This window comes from Cupriavidus sp. 01L45 (genome assembly GCF_056399885.1).
The window spans coordinates 103,511-119,065 of sequence record NZ_JBFTSG010000010.1; the positions used below are offsets into that span (position 1 = coordinate 103,511).

Consider the following 15,555-nt stretch of genomic DNA (forward strand, 5'->3'; position numbering starts at 1 on the left):
GTTCAGCGAATTCCTTTCGGTGTCAGCGCCCGCTGCAACCACTGCAGGCAGGCATCGGCCACGATGGCGAGCACGCTGACCAGCACCGCGCCGATCGCCAGCTTGCTCATGTTGCTCTGGCTGATCGCTTGCAGGATCAGCACCCCAAGGCCACCCGCGCCGATGATGGCGGCGATGGTGGCCACGCCGATGTTCATCACCACGGCGGTACGCACGCCGCCGAGGATGACGGGCACGGCCAGCGGCAGGTCCACCAGCCGCATGCGCTGCCAGGTGGTCATGCCGATGCCGCGGCCGGCTTCCTGGATGCCGTCGTCGACGTTGGCAAGCGCCACGCAGGTATTGCGCATGATCGGCAGCAGCGAATAGAGAAACACCGCGGTCACCGCCGGCACATAGCCGAGCGCGTGGCCGAAGCGGGCGAAGATCGGGATCATCAGGCCGAACAGCGCGATCGACGGCAGGGTCAGCACGATGGTGGCCAGCGTCAGCAGCGGCGTGGCGAGGAAGCGGAAGCGCGCGCACAGGATGCCCAGCGGCACGCCCACCACGATGGCCAGCCCCACCGCGGAGCCCACCAGCGCCAGATGCTGTCCGGTTAGCTTGAGCAATGTTGGCCAGCTATGTTGAAGGTAAGTCAGCAATTCCATGCGCCCCTCCTCAGATCAGGCCGTGGCCGCGCAGGAATTCCTGCGCCACCTTGTCGACCGGCTGCTGGCCGATATCGACCTTGTAGTTCATCTCGGTCATGGCCTCGTTGTCGAGCTTGGCCGACAGCGCATTGAGCAGGCCCGCGATCTCGGGATGCTTGTCCAGCGTCGCCTTGCGCACAACGGGCACGGCGTTGTATGCGGGGAAGAAGTGCTGGTCGTCCTCCAGCAGCACGAGGTCGAAGCCCTTGACGCGGCCATCGGTGGTGTACACCAGGCCGAGCTCCACCTGGTCGTTCTTCAGCGCCGTATAGACCAGGCCGGGATCGAGCTGGATCACGTCACGCCGCGAGAACGGCAGCTTGTAGAGCGTCTTGAGCGGCTCCAGGCCGTCGGGGCGCGCGGCGAATTCCATGTCGACCGCGAACGGATGCGCGGTGCCTTCCGCGGCGGCCTGCATCTTCCCGGCGAAGGCCGACAGCGTGGTCACGCCGGCGGCTTCGGCGCGCTTGCGCGGCATCGCCAGTGCATAGGTGTTGTTGATGCCCGAGGCGTCGAGCCACATCAGGCCGCGGGCGGCGTCCAGCGTCCTGACGCGCTCGTAGCTTTCCCTGGCTTCGAGCTTTTCCTCGACCTTGTTGAACACGATCAGCGCCGTGCCGGTGTAATCCCACACCACGTCGAGCTGGCCGCTTTCCATGGCCTGGCGCATCAGCGTGCTGCCCAGGCCGGAAGTCAGCTCGGTGGCAAGGCCTTTGGCCTGCAGGTACTGGGACGTCATCGACGACAGGATCAGCTGCTCGGTGAAGTTCTTGCCGCCTACACGAACGGGATCGGCATGCGCCGGCAGCGCCAGGGCTGCCAGTGCGGCGAGCACGGCGAGACTTGCCAGCATGCGTGCCTGGCCGCGGGCCGCGCGGGCCAGCGCGCTTGTGATGAAATGCATCGGGTTTTCCTTCATGTTCGGTGCGCGCATCAGCGCGCCAGCCCGCGGCGGCGCAGGTAGCAGTAGCCGGCGGCGGCGAACAGGCCGTCGAGGGCAAGCGCCAGCAGCGCGGTGGCCGCGGCGCCCAGCAGCAGCAAAGGCTGATTGTTCAGGTAGATGCCGGGGAAGATCAGTTCGCCCAGGCTGTTGGCGCCGATCAGGAAGGACAGCGGCACCGTCCCGACATTGATCACCAGGCTGATACGCACGCCCGCCAGGATCACCGGCAGCGCATTGGGCAATTCGACCCGGAACAGGCGCTGCATCGAGGTCATGCCAAGGCCGCGCGCGGCCTCGGTCAACGCCGGCGATACGCCGCGCAGACCCTCGCAGGTATTGCGCACGATCGGCAGCAGCGAGGCCAGCCAGAGCGCCAGGATGGCGGGCCGCTCGCCAATGCCGAGCACAGCCAGGGCAAGCGCCAGCACTGCCAGCGACGGCACGGTGTTGCCGATATTGAAGACTTGCATCAGGCGATCGGCCCAGCGGCGCATGCAGGGCCGGCTCAGGCCGATGCCGGCCGGAATTCCGGTGGCCAGGGCCAGCGCCATCGACCACGCCACTAGGCGCAGGTGGTCGGCCGCGTCGTACCACAGGCGGTCCTGGTACTGCCGGATGACGTCGACACCGATCCACGCGACCAGACCGGCCAGCGCGGCGAGCGCAAAACATCCCCAGGCCAGTGCCTGTTTGGATTGCTTGGACATATTCCCCTCTCTCCGCATGCCGCATGTGGGCATGAAGAGCCACATCCGGATTGACGGACGAACAAATGGGCACGGGCGGGTGCAATGGGGGCCGCCGGCCCTGACTAGATTGCCTTGCCCGCCATGACCGGCAGATGAGCCGGTGGACGGGCGCCGGGTTCCACGCGCGGAGGCGGGAAACCCAATTGACGGGACGCCATGCCGGTGAAGGCTGGGATCCCTGGAGCGGCGCAACCCGCTGCAAGGTGCAGAAACGGGAGGCCAGTGGCGGCGCAAATTTGGTGGTTCCGACGCGCCGCCGGATCAATCGGCCGGTGCCGCACACGGGTGGCTTGGGCGGGATGCAAGCTGGTTAAGACGCTTGCCCGGACCCTGCCAACCCGAGATGACTACGCAACATCGGATGACAACGAGATCGCTATTATACCCATTTACACCGATCTTGTCATCATCTCGTTTCCACACCGCTTTCTGCCCGCGTTTATCAGCCTTCGTCCGATACCTCCGCGAGGCTCGCGCTGTTCCAGAATTGATCTACCTATGACCTCCGATCGTGCCATTGGCAGAACAATCTGTTGTCCGGATGCCCTCTACCGGTTTTGGCCCAAACCCTTAAATTGGGAGGGTAGCCAACGGGCTCGGGCGCCATTGCCGCCAGCCCCGCCAACAGGAGATTCATCATGGAACAACGCACTACCGCCCCCATCGTCCCGGCCACCGCCGTGGAGACCGTGCAGCGCTCGCGCGCGGTCGACCGCGTGGTGCGGGGCATCGCCACCTCGGATGGCGCCGGCGTCAAACTCACGCGCGTGCTCACGCAGAACCTGCAGCGCCGGCTGGACCCGTTCCTGATGCTGGACGCCTTCGGCACCGATAGCCGCGACGACTACATCGGCGGCTTCCCCGATCACCCGCATCGCGGCTTCGAAACCATCACCTATATGCTGGCCGGCCGCATGCGCCATCGCGACAGCGCCGGCAACGAGGGCCTGCTGGAAAATGGCGGTGCCCAGTGGATGGTGGCCGGCGCCGGCGTGGTGCATTCGGAGATGCCCGAGCAGGAGGACGGCCGCATGGAAGGCTTCCAGCTGTGGCTGAACCTGCCCGCCGCCGACAAGATGACAGCGCCGTGGTACCGCGATCTGCCAGCCGCCGCCGTGCCCACCGTGGCACTGCCGGATGGCGCCATGGTACGGGTGCTGGCAGGGGCTTCGCACGGCGTGGCAGGTGCGGTGACGCGTCCGGTCACGGAACCGCTCTACCTGGACGTGACGCTGCCCGCCGGGCAGCGCTTCTCCCAGGTGCTGCCGGCCAGGCATAACGCCTTCCTGTACGTCTACCGCGGCGAGATCGCGGTCGGCGCGGGAGACAACGCGGCCGTGCTGGAAGCGCAGCGCATGGGCGTGCTGGACAACCCGGCAGGCGCGGACGGCGTGACGGTCAGCGCCAGCGCCGATGCGCGCTTCCTGCTGATCGCGGGCCGGCCGCTGGGCGAGCCGATCGTGCAATATGGGCCGTTCGTGATGAACACCCAGGAGCAGATCTACCAGACGCTGGCGGATTTCCGCGAAGGCCGCTTCAACCAGATCGCGGTCGGCAAAGGCGCCTGACGCGCCAGTTACCGCCGGGGCCGCCCCCGGCGGACCATGCGCCGGAGCGCCCTGCTCCGGCCGCTGCCGCGCCTCCCCGCTTCCCTCGTCTTCCCCCCAGCCTCTCCCGATTGCGCCGCTTGCGGGCCATGTTGTCCACCTTACGCCCCAGAGGCGGCAGCCCGGCCGCGCCATGTGCCCGGCATGCGACTTGCAACCTGCCTGTATCCATTGCGGGGCCGAGAAAACTGTCCTGGACAGGCCGTCCGAACCCCGCACACTTATATAATCCACGGTTAATAAACGGCATCACCAGCCAGTGATGGTTGCTGCAATGCGTAACGGCGATCCTGCCCCACGCACTGCAGGAGGTGCTGCCCGATACGAACATTGATCCACGTTGCTGCCATAACAACTCGAGCCGCCTCAGTGACCTTAAGTACAACCCCAAGGCTGGCGCTTGCCCATATCAGCAAGCGCTACCCCGGCGTGACCGCCAACGACGATGTGTCCCTCGTCGTCGCCCCCGGCGAAATCCACGCCGTGCTCGGCGAGAACGGCGCCGGCAAGTCCACCCTGATGAAGATCATCTTTGGCGCGGTCAAACCCGACGCCGGCGATATGCACTTCAACGGTGCGCCCGCCGCCATCCACAATCCGCACGACGCCCGCAACCTGGGCATCGCCATGGTGTTCCAGCACTTCTCGCTGTTCGATACGCTGACCGTCACCGAGAACATCGCGCTCGGCCTGCCCAGGGCAAGCAAGGCCGCCGGCGCCACCAACATGAAGCAGCTGGCCGAGCAGATCCGCGAAACGGCGGAGCGTTACGGCCTGCCGCTGGAGCCCAACCGCCATGTGCACACCTTGTCGGTGGGCGAGCGCCAGCGCGTGGAGATCGTGCGCGCGCTGCTGGCAAAACCGCAGCTGCTGATCCTGGACGAGCCCACTTCCGTGCTGACGCCGCAGGCGGTGCAGACGCTGTTCGTCACGCTGCGCCAGCTCGCCGCGGAAGGCACCAGCATCCTCTACATCAGCCACAAGCTCGACGAGATCCGCGAGCTTTGCCATAGCGCCACCGTGATGCGCATGGGCCGTGTCACCGGCGTGTGCGATCCGCGCCAGGAGAGCGCGGCTTCGCTGTCGCGCCTGATGATCGGCGGCGAGCCGCCGCGCGAAGCGCGCGTGCAGACGGAACCCGGCGCGTGCCGGCTCGCGGTGCGCGAACTGTCCCTGCCGCGCGCGCATGCCTTCGCCACGGAGCTGTCCGGCATCTCGCTGGATCTGCATGCCGGCGAAATCGTCGGCATCGCCGGTGTGTCCGGCAACGGCCAGCAGGAATTGCTGGCGGCGCTGTCGGGCGAGGACGTCCGCGCGGAACGCAACGCCATCGCGCTGGACGGCAAGCCGGTGGGCAGGCTGGACGCTCGCCAGCGCCGCCGCGCCGGCCTGGCCTTCGTGCCGGAAGAGCGCCTGGGCCGCGGCGCCGTCCCGGGCATGAGCCTGGCGGCCAATATCCTGCTCTCGCACCAGTCCGCGCCCTATGTGCTGCGCGGCATGATATCGCCCAGGGCGGCGGCCGGGCTGGCGCAAGCCGTGATCGGCCGCTTTCGCGTCAAGGCAAGCGGGCCGGACGCGCTGGCCAAGAGCCTGTCGGGCGGCAACCTGCAGAAATTCATCGTTGGCCGCGAGATAGAGAGCGGCCCCAAGGTGTTGATCGTGGCCCAGCCGACCTGGGGCGTGGACGTTGGCGCCGCGGCGCAGATCCACAACGAGTTGCTGGCGCTCAAGGCCACCGGCTGCGCCTTGCTGGTGGTGTCCGAGGAACTGGACGAACTGTTCGCCATCTGCGATCGCCTGCACGTGATCGCCAAGGGCCGGCTATCGCCGTCGATCCCCACCCAGGACGCCACGCGCGAACAGGTCGGGCTGTGGATGAGCGGCTTGTGGGAAGGCGGGCCAGGCGGCCGTCGCGAACAACAGGAGGCCGCGCTCCATGGCTGATTTCCTGTTTCGCTCGCCCGTGTCGCTGGCGCCGCGCGGGCTGCCCTCGCGGCGCATGGCCTACGCTTCCCCTTTCATTGCGCTGGCGCTGACGCTCGCCTTCGGCGCCCTGCTCTTCCTGCTGCTCGGCAAGGATCCGGTGGCCGCGCTCAAGGTCTTCCTGGTCGATCCGCTCAAGGACCGCCGCGCCATCGGCGAGGTGCTGCTCAAGACCGTACCGCTGGTGCTTTGCGCGCTCGGCCTTTCCGTGTGCTACCGCGCCAATATCTGGAACATCGGCGCCGACGGCCAGTTGATCCTCGGCGGCATTTTCGCCGGCGCCACGGTGCTGTACTTCGACGTGCCCGGCAATGGCGTCAACGGCTCCGTGGTGCTGGTGCTGGCTTCGCTGGCCGGCGTGGTCGGCGGCATGTTCTGGGCATCGATCACCGCGGCGCTCAAGGACAAGTTCAACGCCAACGAGATCCTGGTGTCGCTGATGCTGACCTATATCGCGCAGCAGCTGATGCTGTACGTGGTCAATGGTCCGCTGAAGGATCCCAACGGCATGAACTTCCCGCAGTCCAAGGTGTTCTCCAGCGAATTCCTGCTGCCCAACCTGCTGTCGGGCTCGCGCCTGCACGCGGGCTTTGCGGTGATGCTGGTGCTGGTGGCGGTGATGACCGTCTTCATCTTCCGCAGCTTCGCGGGCTACCGGCTGCAGGTGGGCGGCACCGCGCCGGCGGCGGCGCGCTATGCGGGCTTCTCGGCGCGCCGTTCGCTGTGGAGCGCGCTGATGATCTCGGGCGGCACCGCCGGCCTGGCGGGCGCCTTCGAAGTGACCGGCCCGATCGGGCAGTTGCTGCCGTCGATCTCGCCCGGCTACGGCTTCACCGCGATCATCGTCGCCTTCGTCGGCCGCCTGCATCCGGTGGGCACCGTATTCGGGGGCATCGTCATGTCGCTGTTCTATATCGGCGGCGAAATGGCCCAGTCCCGGCTGGGCCTGCCTTCGGCGATCGGCTCGGTGTTCCAGGGCATGCTGCTGTTCTTCCTGCTGGCCAGCGATACGCTGATCGACAACCGCCTGCGCTGGCGCGCCAAGGCCGCCTGAGCGGAGCCCACACGATATGGAACAATTCGCCCCTCTTATCGCCACGGCGATCAACGCCGGCACACCCCTGCTGCTGGCCGCGCTCGGCCTGCTGATCAACGAACGCTCCGGCGTGCTCAACCTGGGCGCCGAAGGCATGATGCTGGTGGCCGCCGCATTCGGCTTCATGGTCGGCTACCAGACGCAGTCGCCGATGCTCGGCTTTGCCGCCGGCGCGCTCGCCGGCATGCTGATGGCCACGCTGTTCTCGTGGCTGGCGCTGGTGCTGGCCACCAACCAAGTGGCCACCGGCCTGGCGCTGTCGATCTTCGGCACCGGGCTGTCGGCCTTCATGGGCCAGCGCTTCGTCGGCTTCGCCATGCCGTCGCAGGCCAGGTCGATTCCTTTCCTGGCTGATATCCCGTTCTTCGGCCCGGCCTTCTTCCAGCAGCACTGGATGGTGTATTTCAGCCTGTTCCTGTGCGGCGCCATCATGTGGTTCCTGTTCCGCACGCGCGCCGGGCTGACCCTGCGCGCGATCGGCGAGTCGCCGGAATCGGCGCACGCGCTGGGCTATCCCGTGCGGCTGATCCGCTTTGGCGCGCTGCTGTTCGGCGGTGCCTGCTGCGGGCTGGCCGGAGCCTACCTGTCTCTGGTGTACACGCCGATGTGGGTGGAGAACCTGGTGGCAGGGCGCGGCTGGATCGCGCTGGCGCTGACCACCTTCGCCACCTGGCGACCCGGCCGCGTATGGGCCGGGGCGTGGCTGTTCGGCGGCGTCACCATCCTGCAGTTCTACCTGCAAGGGATCGGTGTGTCGATGCCGTCGCAGATACTGTCGATGCTGCCCTATGCGGCCACCATCGTCGTGCTGGCGCTGATCTCGCGCAATCCGGCGTGGATCCGCCTGAACATGCCGGCCTCGCTGGGCAAACCCTTCCGCCCGGGTGTTGCCTGACCGTTGCGATTGCGGCCCGGCGCCTTGCCGGGCCGCGCCGCATTGCCCGATTTTCAGAAGTCCGCCAGAGACCTCACGCTGAAAACCCTCGTTACCAGAGCCACAGTTGCAACCTTAATCAAAGAATCAGTACCCAGGTCATCACAAGGAGAAATCATGATCGTCACGCGCAGGAAAACCCTCGCCGCACTGGCCGCCACCGCCGTGCTGGCTATCGCGGGCTGCGGCAAGAAGGAAGCCGAAAAGCCTGCGGAAAGCGCCGCCCCGGCTTCGGCCCCCGCCGCCGAGCAGAAGGCCGAACCGCTGAAGGTTGCCTTCGTCTACATCGGACCGGTCGGCGACGCGGGCTGGACCTACGCCCATGACGCAGGACGCAAGGCCGTCGAAGAAAAGTACGGCGACAAGGTGAAGACCACCTTCGTCGAGAACGTGCCGGAATCCGCCGCCGATGCGGAACGCGTGTTCCGCGACCTCGCCGCGCAAGGCAACAAGCTCATCTTCGGCACGACCTTCGGCTACATGGAGTCGATGCTCAAGGTGGCCAAGGAATTCCCGGACGTGAAGTTCGAGCACGCCACCGGCTTCAAGACCGCGGACAACCTGGCGCAGTACGACGTACGCACCTATGAAGGCGCTTACCTGGCCGGCGTGGTAGCCGGCAAGATGAGCAAGACCGGCAAGATGGGCGTGGTGGCATCGGTGCCCATCCCCGAGGTGATCCGCAATATCGACTCGTTCACCCTGGGCGCGCGCAGCGTGAATCCCAAGGCGACCGTCAAGGTGGTGTGGGTGAACAAGTGGTTCGATCCGGGCAAGGAGCGCGAAGCCGCCACCACGCTGATCGGCCAGGGCGTGGACATGCTGATGCAGAACACCGACTCCGCCGCCGTGGTACAGACCGCGCAGGAAAAGGGCGTGTACGCCTTCGGCTGGGACAGCGACATGAGCAAGTTCGGCGAGAAGGCCCACCTGGCCGCCTCGGTGATTTCGTGGGGCGTCTACTACAACAAGGTGGTGGGCGACGTGCTGGCCAACCAGTGGAAAAACAGCACCACGTGGTGGGGCCTGAAGGAAGGCATGATCGACCTGAAGGGCTTCAACGCCGTGGTGCCGGATGACGTCAAGGCACTGGTGGAAGAGCGCAAGAAGGGCGTGGCCGACGGTTCCGCGCCGATCTGGAAGGGTCCGCTCAAGGACAACACCGGCAAGGAGCAGCTGACCAAGGACCAGGTCGCCGACGATGGCTTCCTGCATGGCATCAAGTTCTACGTCGAAGGCGTGGAAGGCAAGATCCCGGGCTGAACGTCAGCACCGGTTCAAGCTGTACCGGCATCCCGCACCCGCGGGAATGCCGGTACAGCGGCGGGTCGCCTGCCAGGCCCCGCCGCTCCTCCTCGTAGTCCTCCTCTGCCCGGACTCCCCCTACGGAACTTGAAGCCCCGTGGATTGGCCCAAGCTATCTGCGAGTGGCCCGACCTGGCCACGCTGCAAGTGCAAAGTGAAGGAGGCTTCTCATGTGGAAACGATTTTCAGCACTGTGGACGCTGCTGCGGCGCGACGGCCGCCTGCTGTGGTTCGCGCTGCGCCATCCCGACGCACCGCCCTGGCTGCGGCCGGCCACGTTCGGCCTGGTGCTCTACGCCATTTCACCCATCGACCTGATTCCCGACTTTATCCTTGGCCTGGGCATCGTGGACGACGTGGTGCTGATTCCGCTGGCGGTGCACTTCATGCTCAAGCGCCTGCCGCCGCATGTGCTGCGGCAGGCCGAGGCGCGCGCCGGCGCCACTACGGTGCGCGCCCGCTAGCGCGCGCTGCTCAGGGCAGCAGGATCGTGGTGCCGGTGGTCTTGCGGCCTTCGAGATCGCGATGCGCCTGTGCCACATCCGCCAGCGCATAGCGCTGGCGCACCTCGATCCGGACCCGGCCGCTGGTCACCATTTCGAACAGTTCGGCCGCCATCGGCTCGAGCAGTTCGCGGTGCACCACGTAAGTCATCAGCGTCGGCCGCGTGACGCGCAGCGAGCCTTTGTTGCCCAGCAACGAGAGATCGAACGGCGGCACCGGACCCGATGCATTGCCGAACACCACCAGGGTGCCGCGCGGCTTCAGACAATCCAGCGAGCCATTGAAGGTATCCTTTCCGACTGAATCGTAGACCGCCGCGACGCCTTTGCCGCCGGTGATTTCCCTGACCCTGTCCACGAACGATTCGCGGGTATAGACGATGGTGTGGTCGCAGCCATGCGCGCGCGCCAGCGCGGCTTTTTCGTCACTGCCGGCGGTGCCGATCACCGTGGCGCCCAGCGCCTTGAGCCACTGGCTGGCGATCAGGCCAACCCCGCCCGCGGCGGCGTGCAGCAGCACCGTATCGCCCGGCTGCACCCGGTAGCTGTCGCGCACCAGGTATTGCGTGGTCAGGCCTTGCAGCATCATCGCCGCGCCCTGCTCGAACGAGATGGCATCGGGCAGGCGCACCACGATATCGGCAGGCATCACCCGTACCTGCGCATAGGCGCCCGTCGGGCGGCCGGCATAGGCGACACGGTCACCCACGCCGAGGTGCGGCACGCCATCGCCCACGGCCTCCACCACGCCGGCGCCTTCCATGCCGAGTCCGCCCGGCAGCGCCTGCTTGTACAGCCCGGTGCGGAAGTAAACGTCGATGTAGTTGAGGCCGACCGCCTCGTGCCGCACGCGGACCTCGCCGGGGCCGGGATCCCCGACCTCGACGTCGACCCACTGCATCACCTCGGGGCCGCCGGTCTCGAAAATGCGGATGGCTTTGCTCATGTCTCGCTCCTGTTCCTGTTGATGCTTGTCGATGCGTATCGATGCGCATCGGCAAACGATGTCATGCGCGGTACGCGCGGAAACGATCAGGCCGGCTTGCCCGGCTCCGGGTATAGACGCCGCAACTCCGCGATCAACAGGTCGGCGGTCGCCACGTTGGTGGCGCAAGGCACGTTGTGCACGTCGCAGGCGCGCACCAGTGCATTGATATCGGGTTCGTGCGGCTGTGGCGTCATCGGATCGCGCAGGAAGATCACCACGCCGACGCGGCCCTCGGCCAGTTGCGCGCCGATCTGCAGGTCGCCGCCCCAGGGGCCGGACAGCATGCGCGTCACCGTGAGGCCGATTTCGTCGCTCAGGCGGCCGCCCGTGGTGCCGGTTGCCAGCAGTTCACAACGCGACAGGAAATCGCGATGGCGGCCGGCAAAGGCCACGATGTCATCTTTCTTGTGGTCGTGCGCGATCAGCGCGATACGGGGGGGAGTCATCGGCGTCATCCTGGCCAGTCAGCAAAGGCCGGGCCGGTGCGGCCCGGCGGGAAACACGCCGGGCGGCGGCACTGCCACCGCCCGGAGGGGGGCAGGCGCTCAGAACGTGCCGGGGTAAGCGCCGCCGTCGAGCAGGACGTTCTGCCCGGTCATGTAGGCCGCCTGGCGGCTGCACAGGAAGGCGCAGGTGGCGCCGAACTCGGCCGGCTCGCCGAAGCGGCGGCTCGGGTTCAACGCGGCGCGGCGCTGCGCGACTTCCTCGATGGACAGGCCGGCCTGCTTGGCGCCGCCTTCCATGGTCTTGTAGAGGCGGTCGGTATTGAACGGGCCGGGCAGCAGGTTGTTGACGGTCACGCCATGCTGCGCCACTTCGCGCGCCAGCCCGGCGACGAAGCCGGTCAGGCCGGAGCGTGCGCCGTTGGACAGCCCGAGCACGTCGATCGGCGCCTTGACGGCACCGCTGGTGATATTGATGATGCGGCCCCATTTGCGCGCGATCATGCCATCCACAGTGGCCTTGATCAGTTCGATCGGCGTCAGCATATTGGCATCGATCGCTGCCAGCCAGGTATCACGGTCCCAGTCGCGGAAGTTGCCCGGCGGCGGCCCGCCCGCGTTGTTGACGAGGATGTCCAGGTCGCCCAGCTTGGCGACGGCGTCCAGCGCCAGCTTGCGCCCCGCCGGGGTGGTGATGTCGGTGGCGACAGGCACCACGCGCCGGCCGTGGCGCGCGCGCAGGTCCGCCGCCGCCTTTTCCAGCGCCTCGGCGCCGCGCGCCACGATCACCACGTCCACGCCTTCGGCAGCCAGCGCATCGGCGCAGGCGAAACCGAGACCCTTGCTGGCGCCGCACACCAGCGCATGCTTGCCGCGCAATCCTAGATCCATCTCATCGACTCCTTGTGTCATCGAGGCGGCCACCCGCCTGCTTGTTATCCTGCGTGCCCTTCGCACCGCCGCGCCCCTTGGCTCCGGGGCGCGCCGACAGTAAATATATCCCGCCCATCACCAATGCGCTGCCGGCAAGCTGCACGCCGGTGATCGGCTCGCCCAGCAGCCAGAAGCCGAGAAACAAGGTGGACACCGGCCCGAGCATGCCCGCCTGCGACGCCATCGGCGCGCCGATGCGCGCCACCGCCACCATGGTCAGCGACACCGGAAGCACCGTGCAGAACACCGAGTTGACCAGCGACAGCCACATCACCGGCGCCGGCTGCAACAGCGCCGCCAGCGGACGTCCCAGCACCAGGTATTGCACCACGCAGCAGGCGGTGGAAACGCACATCGCATAGGCCACGAGCCGCAGCGACCCGATACGCTGCACCAGTTCGCCCGAGGCAATCAGGTAAATGCCATAGGTGAGTGCGCTGCCCAGCACCAGCGCGGCACCGAGCCACACGCCGCTGCCGCTCACGTCGAGATCATGCGCGAAAACCAGCACGATGCCTATATAGGCAAGCAGCAAGGACAGCCATTGCCGGGTGCTGATGCTGCGTTTGAACAGCACCGCGCTGGCCAGCAGCACGAAGGATGGCGTCAGGAACAGGATCAGCCGTTCCAGCCCTGCGGTGATGTACTGCAGCCCGAGGAAGTCGAGGAAGCTCGACAGGTAGTAGCCGATGATGCCAAGGAAGACGATGCGGCCACGGTCGGCCCAGGACAGCGCCGGCAGCCGGCGCGACTGCCACCAGCCGATGGCCATGAACAGCGGCACGGCGAACAGCATGCGCAGGCTGATGACCATGACCGCGTCGACGTCGTAGCGGTACATCAGCTTGGCGACGATCGCCTTGCCGGAGAAGAGGATGGCGCCGACGGCGGCCACGGCAAGGCCGGCGCGCTGCGATGCCGGCTGGGCGGGAGACACGCTGCTGGTGCTGGAGAGCTGGGATGCTGACACGGGAAAGCCGGATAGAAGGGCCGCGCGCCGCCGAGGGCAAGGCGGACCGCTGAAGACGCGAGCCATTGTATTCGAAAAGAGTCAACTGCATCCGGCGCCCATTGCCCTGCGTGCGGCCGCTGGGCGATGTCACCTTCCTTGAGGAATCCCCCATGCAACGCACCCTCTCCTGCCTGGCTCCGGTTTCGACCGGATGGCGGCGACGGCGCCGCTGGCAGGCATCCTGAAACTGCCGTAAGCTCGCCGCTCGGCGCGTGCGACACGTGCCCAATAAGAAGAACCAGGAGCATTCACTCATGACGGCAGCACCCCTTTCCCTAGTGTCCCCTCGCTTCGCCTTCCGCGGCAATCGTCGCGCGCCGCGGACCGGCCAGCATGGCGCCCGCCCGCTGATGGCCGCCGTGGCCGCGGCGGCCGCGCTCGCGGCCGGCTGGTTGCCCGGCGCCGCCAGCGCCGCGGATTTCCCCGCCAAGCCGATCCGCTTTATCGTGCCCTATGCCGCAGGCGGCACCACCGACCTGGTCGCGCGCACCGTCGGCCAGAAAGTAGCCGAGAAGCTCGGCCAGCCGGTGGTGGTGGAAAACCGCCCCGGAGCGGGCGGCAATATCGGCATGGAGGCGGTCGCCAAGGCCGCGCCGGACGGCTACACCATCGGCTTCGGCGCGATCTCGACCAATGCGCTCAACCCGCATATCTACAAGCACGTGCCATTCGATCCGCGCAAGGACTTCACCGCGGTGAGCCTGCTCGGCACCTCGACCATCGTGCTGGAAGTCAGCAACAGCCTGCCGGTGAAAACCGTGTCGGAACTGGTCAGCTATGCCAAGGCGCACCCCGGCCTGACCTACGCGACCGCGGGAACCGGCACGTCGATGCACCTGGCCGGCGCGATGTTCTCGCAGATGACGCAGGCGGGCCTTACCCATGTGCCATACAAAGGCAGCAGCCCGGCCATCAACGATATGCTGGGCGGCCATGTGCAGGTAATGTTCGACAACCTGCCCGCCTCGCTGCCGCACATCCAGGGCGGCAAGCTGCGCGCGCTGGCCGTGGCCGGCAAGAGCCGCTCGCCCGCCCTGCCGAATGTGCCGACGCTGGCCGAGGCCGGCCTGGCTGGCTACGCTGTCGAGCCGTGGTTCGGCGTGTACGGGCCCGCCGGCATGCCCGCGCCGGTGGTGCAGGCGCTCAATGCCGCCTTCGTCGAGGCGCTGGGCAATGCGGACGTCAAGGACAAGCTGGTCCAGGCGGGCTTCAACCCGAAGGGCTCGAGCGCGGCGGAACTGCAGTCGCTGACGCTGTCCGAGTACGAGAAATTCGGCAAGGTCGCCAAGAGCGCCAGCATCTCGGTGGATTGAGCGGCGGGCCCCGCGCGCTGCCGGCCGGGACACTGCCGGGGGCGCGCGGCTGCGCATCCATTACAATCCGGCTGCACCGGGCCTTCGCGCCCACTCCAGCCGCCTACCCGCCATGAAGCAAGATCCGCGTTTCCCCAAGCTGTACATCCTCGATCACCCGCTGATCCAGCACAAGCTCTCCCATATGCGCGACAAGGACACGTCCACGCGCACATTCCGCGAACTGCTGCGGGAGATCACGCTGCTGATGGGCTATGAAATCACGCGCAACCTGCCGCTCACCACGCGTCACATCGAGACGCCGCTGGTCGAACTGGATGCACCCGTGATTGCCGGCAAGAAGCTCACCATCGTGCCGGTGCTGCGCGCCGGCGTGGGCATGAGCGACGGCCTGGTCGAGCTGATTCCTTCGGCGCGCATCGGTCATATCGGTGTCTACCGAGATGACCAGCATCGCCCCGTGGAATACCTGGTTCGCCTGCCCGATGTGGAAGACCGCAGCTTTATCCTGTGCGATCCGATGGTCGCCACCGGCTACTCCGCCGCGCACGCGGTCGACGTGCTGAAGCGCCGCGGCGTCGCGGACGAGGCGATCACCTTCGTCGCGCTGGTGGCTGCGCCGGAAGGCGTGGAAGTCTTCCAGAAGGCACACCCAGGCGTGAAGCTGTTCGTGGCCTCGCTGGACAGCCATCTGGACGAGCACGCCTACATCATTCCGGGCCTGGGCGACGCCGGCGACCGGCTGTTCGGGACCAAGAACTGAGCGTTCCCTTGAAAACGGATCAGGCCGCGCGCTCTCTGCGCCCGGCTTGATCCGCCTCAACCCGCGCGGCGAGGGGTCTGCCTAGACTGGCGGCAACGGCACATGATCCGGTGTGCCGTGCCTGACCAGGGAGACCCAGATGGCAGCCTTGAAGATCCTGTTTACCACCGGCACCGGGCTGATGAGCCTCGGCGTCATTGGCTTCATCATCGGCATGGGGTGGTTCTTCACCCGGCTGTTCCTGCGCAAGATGCGGGAAGACGAGGCGGCGGCGCAACGCCGCTGAACCGG

At 66.9% G+C, this 15,555-nt stretch carries 16 protein-coding genes; 9 read left to right on the forward strand and 7 right to left on the reverse strand.

Translation table 11 applies throughout. The features are described 5' to 3' along the window. Nucleotides 1-2 precede the first annotated feature (2 nt). From AC1DT6_RS09275 to AC1DT6_RS09285, 3 genes are all read right to left on the reverse strand, one after another. Nucleotides 3-650, reverse strand: coding sequence for an ABC transporter permease (locus AC1DT6_RS09275; protein WP_441632114.1), 648 nt, complete (start codon nt 648-650; stop codon nt 3-5). 10 nt (nt 651-660) lie between these two features. Next, entirely contained in the window at nt 661-1,545 is an 885-nt protein-coding gene (locus AC1DT6_RS09280) for a glycine betaine ABC transporter substrate-binding protein (protein ID WP_441632139.1), read from the reverse strand. Between the two features lie 80 nt (nt 1,546-1,625). Then, nucleotides 1,626-2,342 (reverse strand): ABC transporter permease, encoded by a 717-nt coding sequence (locus tag AC1DT6_RS09285; protein WP_477102447.1) that lies wholly within the window; start codon nt 2,340-2,342, stop codon nt 1,626-1,628. 680 nt (nt 2,343-3,022) lie between these two features. Between AC1DT6_RS09285 and AC1DT6_RS09290 the strand changes: the two genes are divergently transcribed. From AC1DT6_RS09290 to AC1DT6_RS09315, 6 genes are all read left to right on the forward strand, one after another. Next, nucleotides 3,023-3,952 (forward strand): pirin family protein, encoded by a 930-nt coding sequence (locus AC1DT6_RS09290; RefSeq protein ID WP_477102448.1) that lies wholly within the window; start codon nt 3,023-3,025, stop codon nt 3,950-3,952. A 408-nt stretch (nt 3,953-4,360) separates the two neighbouring features. Further along, nucleotides 4,361-5,935, forward strand: coding sequence for an ABC transporter ATP-binding protein (locus AC1DT6_RS09295; RefSeq protein ID WP_441632120.1), 1,575 nt, complete (start codon nt 4,361-4,363; stop codon nt 5,933-5,935). Further along, complete coding sequence (locus tag AC1DT6_RS09300; RefSeq protein ID WP_441632122.1) at nt 5,928-7,028, forward strand: ABC transporter permease; 1,101 nt, start codon at nt 5,928-5,930, stop codon at nt 7,026-7,028. The genes AC1DT6_RS09295 and AC1DT6_RS09300 overlap by 8 nt, the downstream gene beginning before the upstream one ends. A 16-nt stretch (nt 7,029-7,044) precedes the next feature. Next, nucleotides 7,045-7,965, forward strand: a complete 921-nt coding sequence (locus AC1DT6_RS09305) for an ABC transporter permease (protein ID WP_045238644.1) — start codon at nt 7,045-7,047, stop codon at nt 7,963-7,965. A 156-nt stretch (nt 7,966-8,121) separates the two neighbouring features. Next, nucleotides 8,122-9,267, forward strand: coding sequence for a BMP family ABC transporter substrate-binding protein (locus AC1DT6_RS09310; RefSeq protein ID WP_441632125.1), 1,146 nt, complete (start codon nt 8,122-8,124; stop codon nt 9,265-9,267). Nucleotides 9,268-9,479: 212 nt separating this feature from the next. After that, nucleotides 9,480-9,773 (forward strand): YkvA family protein, encoded by a 294-nt coding sequence (locus AC1DT6_RS09315; protein ID WP_045238646.1) that lies wholly within the window; start codon nt 9,480-9,482, stop codon nt 9,771-9,773. Nucleotides 9,774-9,783: 10 nt separating this feature from the next. On the opposite strand, the gene AC1DT6_RS09320 is transcribed toward AC1DT6_RS09315, so the two are convergent. The 4 genes from AC1DT6_RS09320 to AC1DT6_RS09335 form a co-directional block, all read right to left on the reverse strand. Then, complete coding sequence (locus AC1DT6_RS09320) at nt 9,784-10,758, reverse strand: quinone oxidoreductase family protein (RefSeq protein WP_441632127.1); 975 nt, start codon at nt 10,756-10,758, stop codon at nt 9,784-9,786. Nucleotides 10,759-10,844: 86 nt separating this feature from the next. Continuing rightward, nucleotides 10,845-11,246, reverse strand: a complete 402-nt coding sequence (locus AC1DT6_RS09325) for a methylglyoxal synthase (RefSeq protein WP_441632129.1) — start codon at nt 11,244-11,246, stop codon at nt 10,845-10,847. A gap of 99 nt (nt 11,247-11,345) precedes the next feature. Then, the gene (locus AC1DT6_RS09330; RefSeq protein ID WP_035859428.1) at nt 11,346-12,134 is read right to left on the reverse strand and encodes an SDR family oxidoreductase; all 789 of its coding nucleotides are present in this window, start codon (nt 12,132-12,134) and stop codon (nt 11,346-11,348) included. Between the two features lies 1 nt (nt 12,135). After that, nucleotides 12,136-13,146 carry a DMT family transporter gene (locus AC1DT6_RS09335; protein ID WP_441632131.1) on the reverse strand — a complete coding sequence of 337 codons (1,011 nt, stop codon included), beginning with the start codon at nt 13,144-13,146 and terminating at the stop codon, nt 12,136-12,138. A gap of 392 nt (nt 13,147-13,538) precedes the next feature. Here AC1DT6_RS09335 and AC1DT6_RS09340 point away from each other — a divergent pair, with 392 nt between their 5' ends. The 3 genes from AC1DT6_RS09340 (at nt 13,539) to AC1DT6_RS09350 (ending at nt 15,550) form a co-directional block, all read left to right on the forward strand. Beyond that, a complete protein-coding gene (locus AC1DT6_RS09340; RefSeq protein ID WP_035859426.1) occupies nt 13,539-14,501 on the forward strand; it encodes a Bug family tripartite tricarboxylate transporter substrate binding protein in 963 nt (320 codons plus the stop codon). Between the two features lie 112 nt (nt 14,502-14,613). Continuing rightward, nucleotides 14,614-15,264 (forward strand): uracil phosphoribosyltransferase, encoded by a 651-nt coding sequence (upp, locus tag AC1DT6_RS09345; RefSeq protein ID WP_035859424.1) that lies wholly within the window; start codon nt 14,614-14,616, stop codon nt 15,262-15,264. Between the two features lie 139 nt (nt 15,265-15,403). After that, nucleotides 15,404-15,550: a DUF3149 domain-containing protein gene (locus tag AC1DT6_RS09350; protein WP_081861985.1), complete on the forward strand. Its 147-nt coding sequence runs from the start codon at nt 15,404-15,406 to the stop codon at nt 15,548-15,550. Nucleotides 15,551-15,555: the final 5 nt, after the last annotated feature.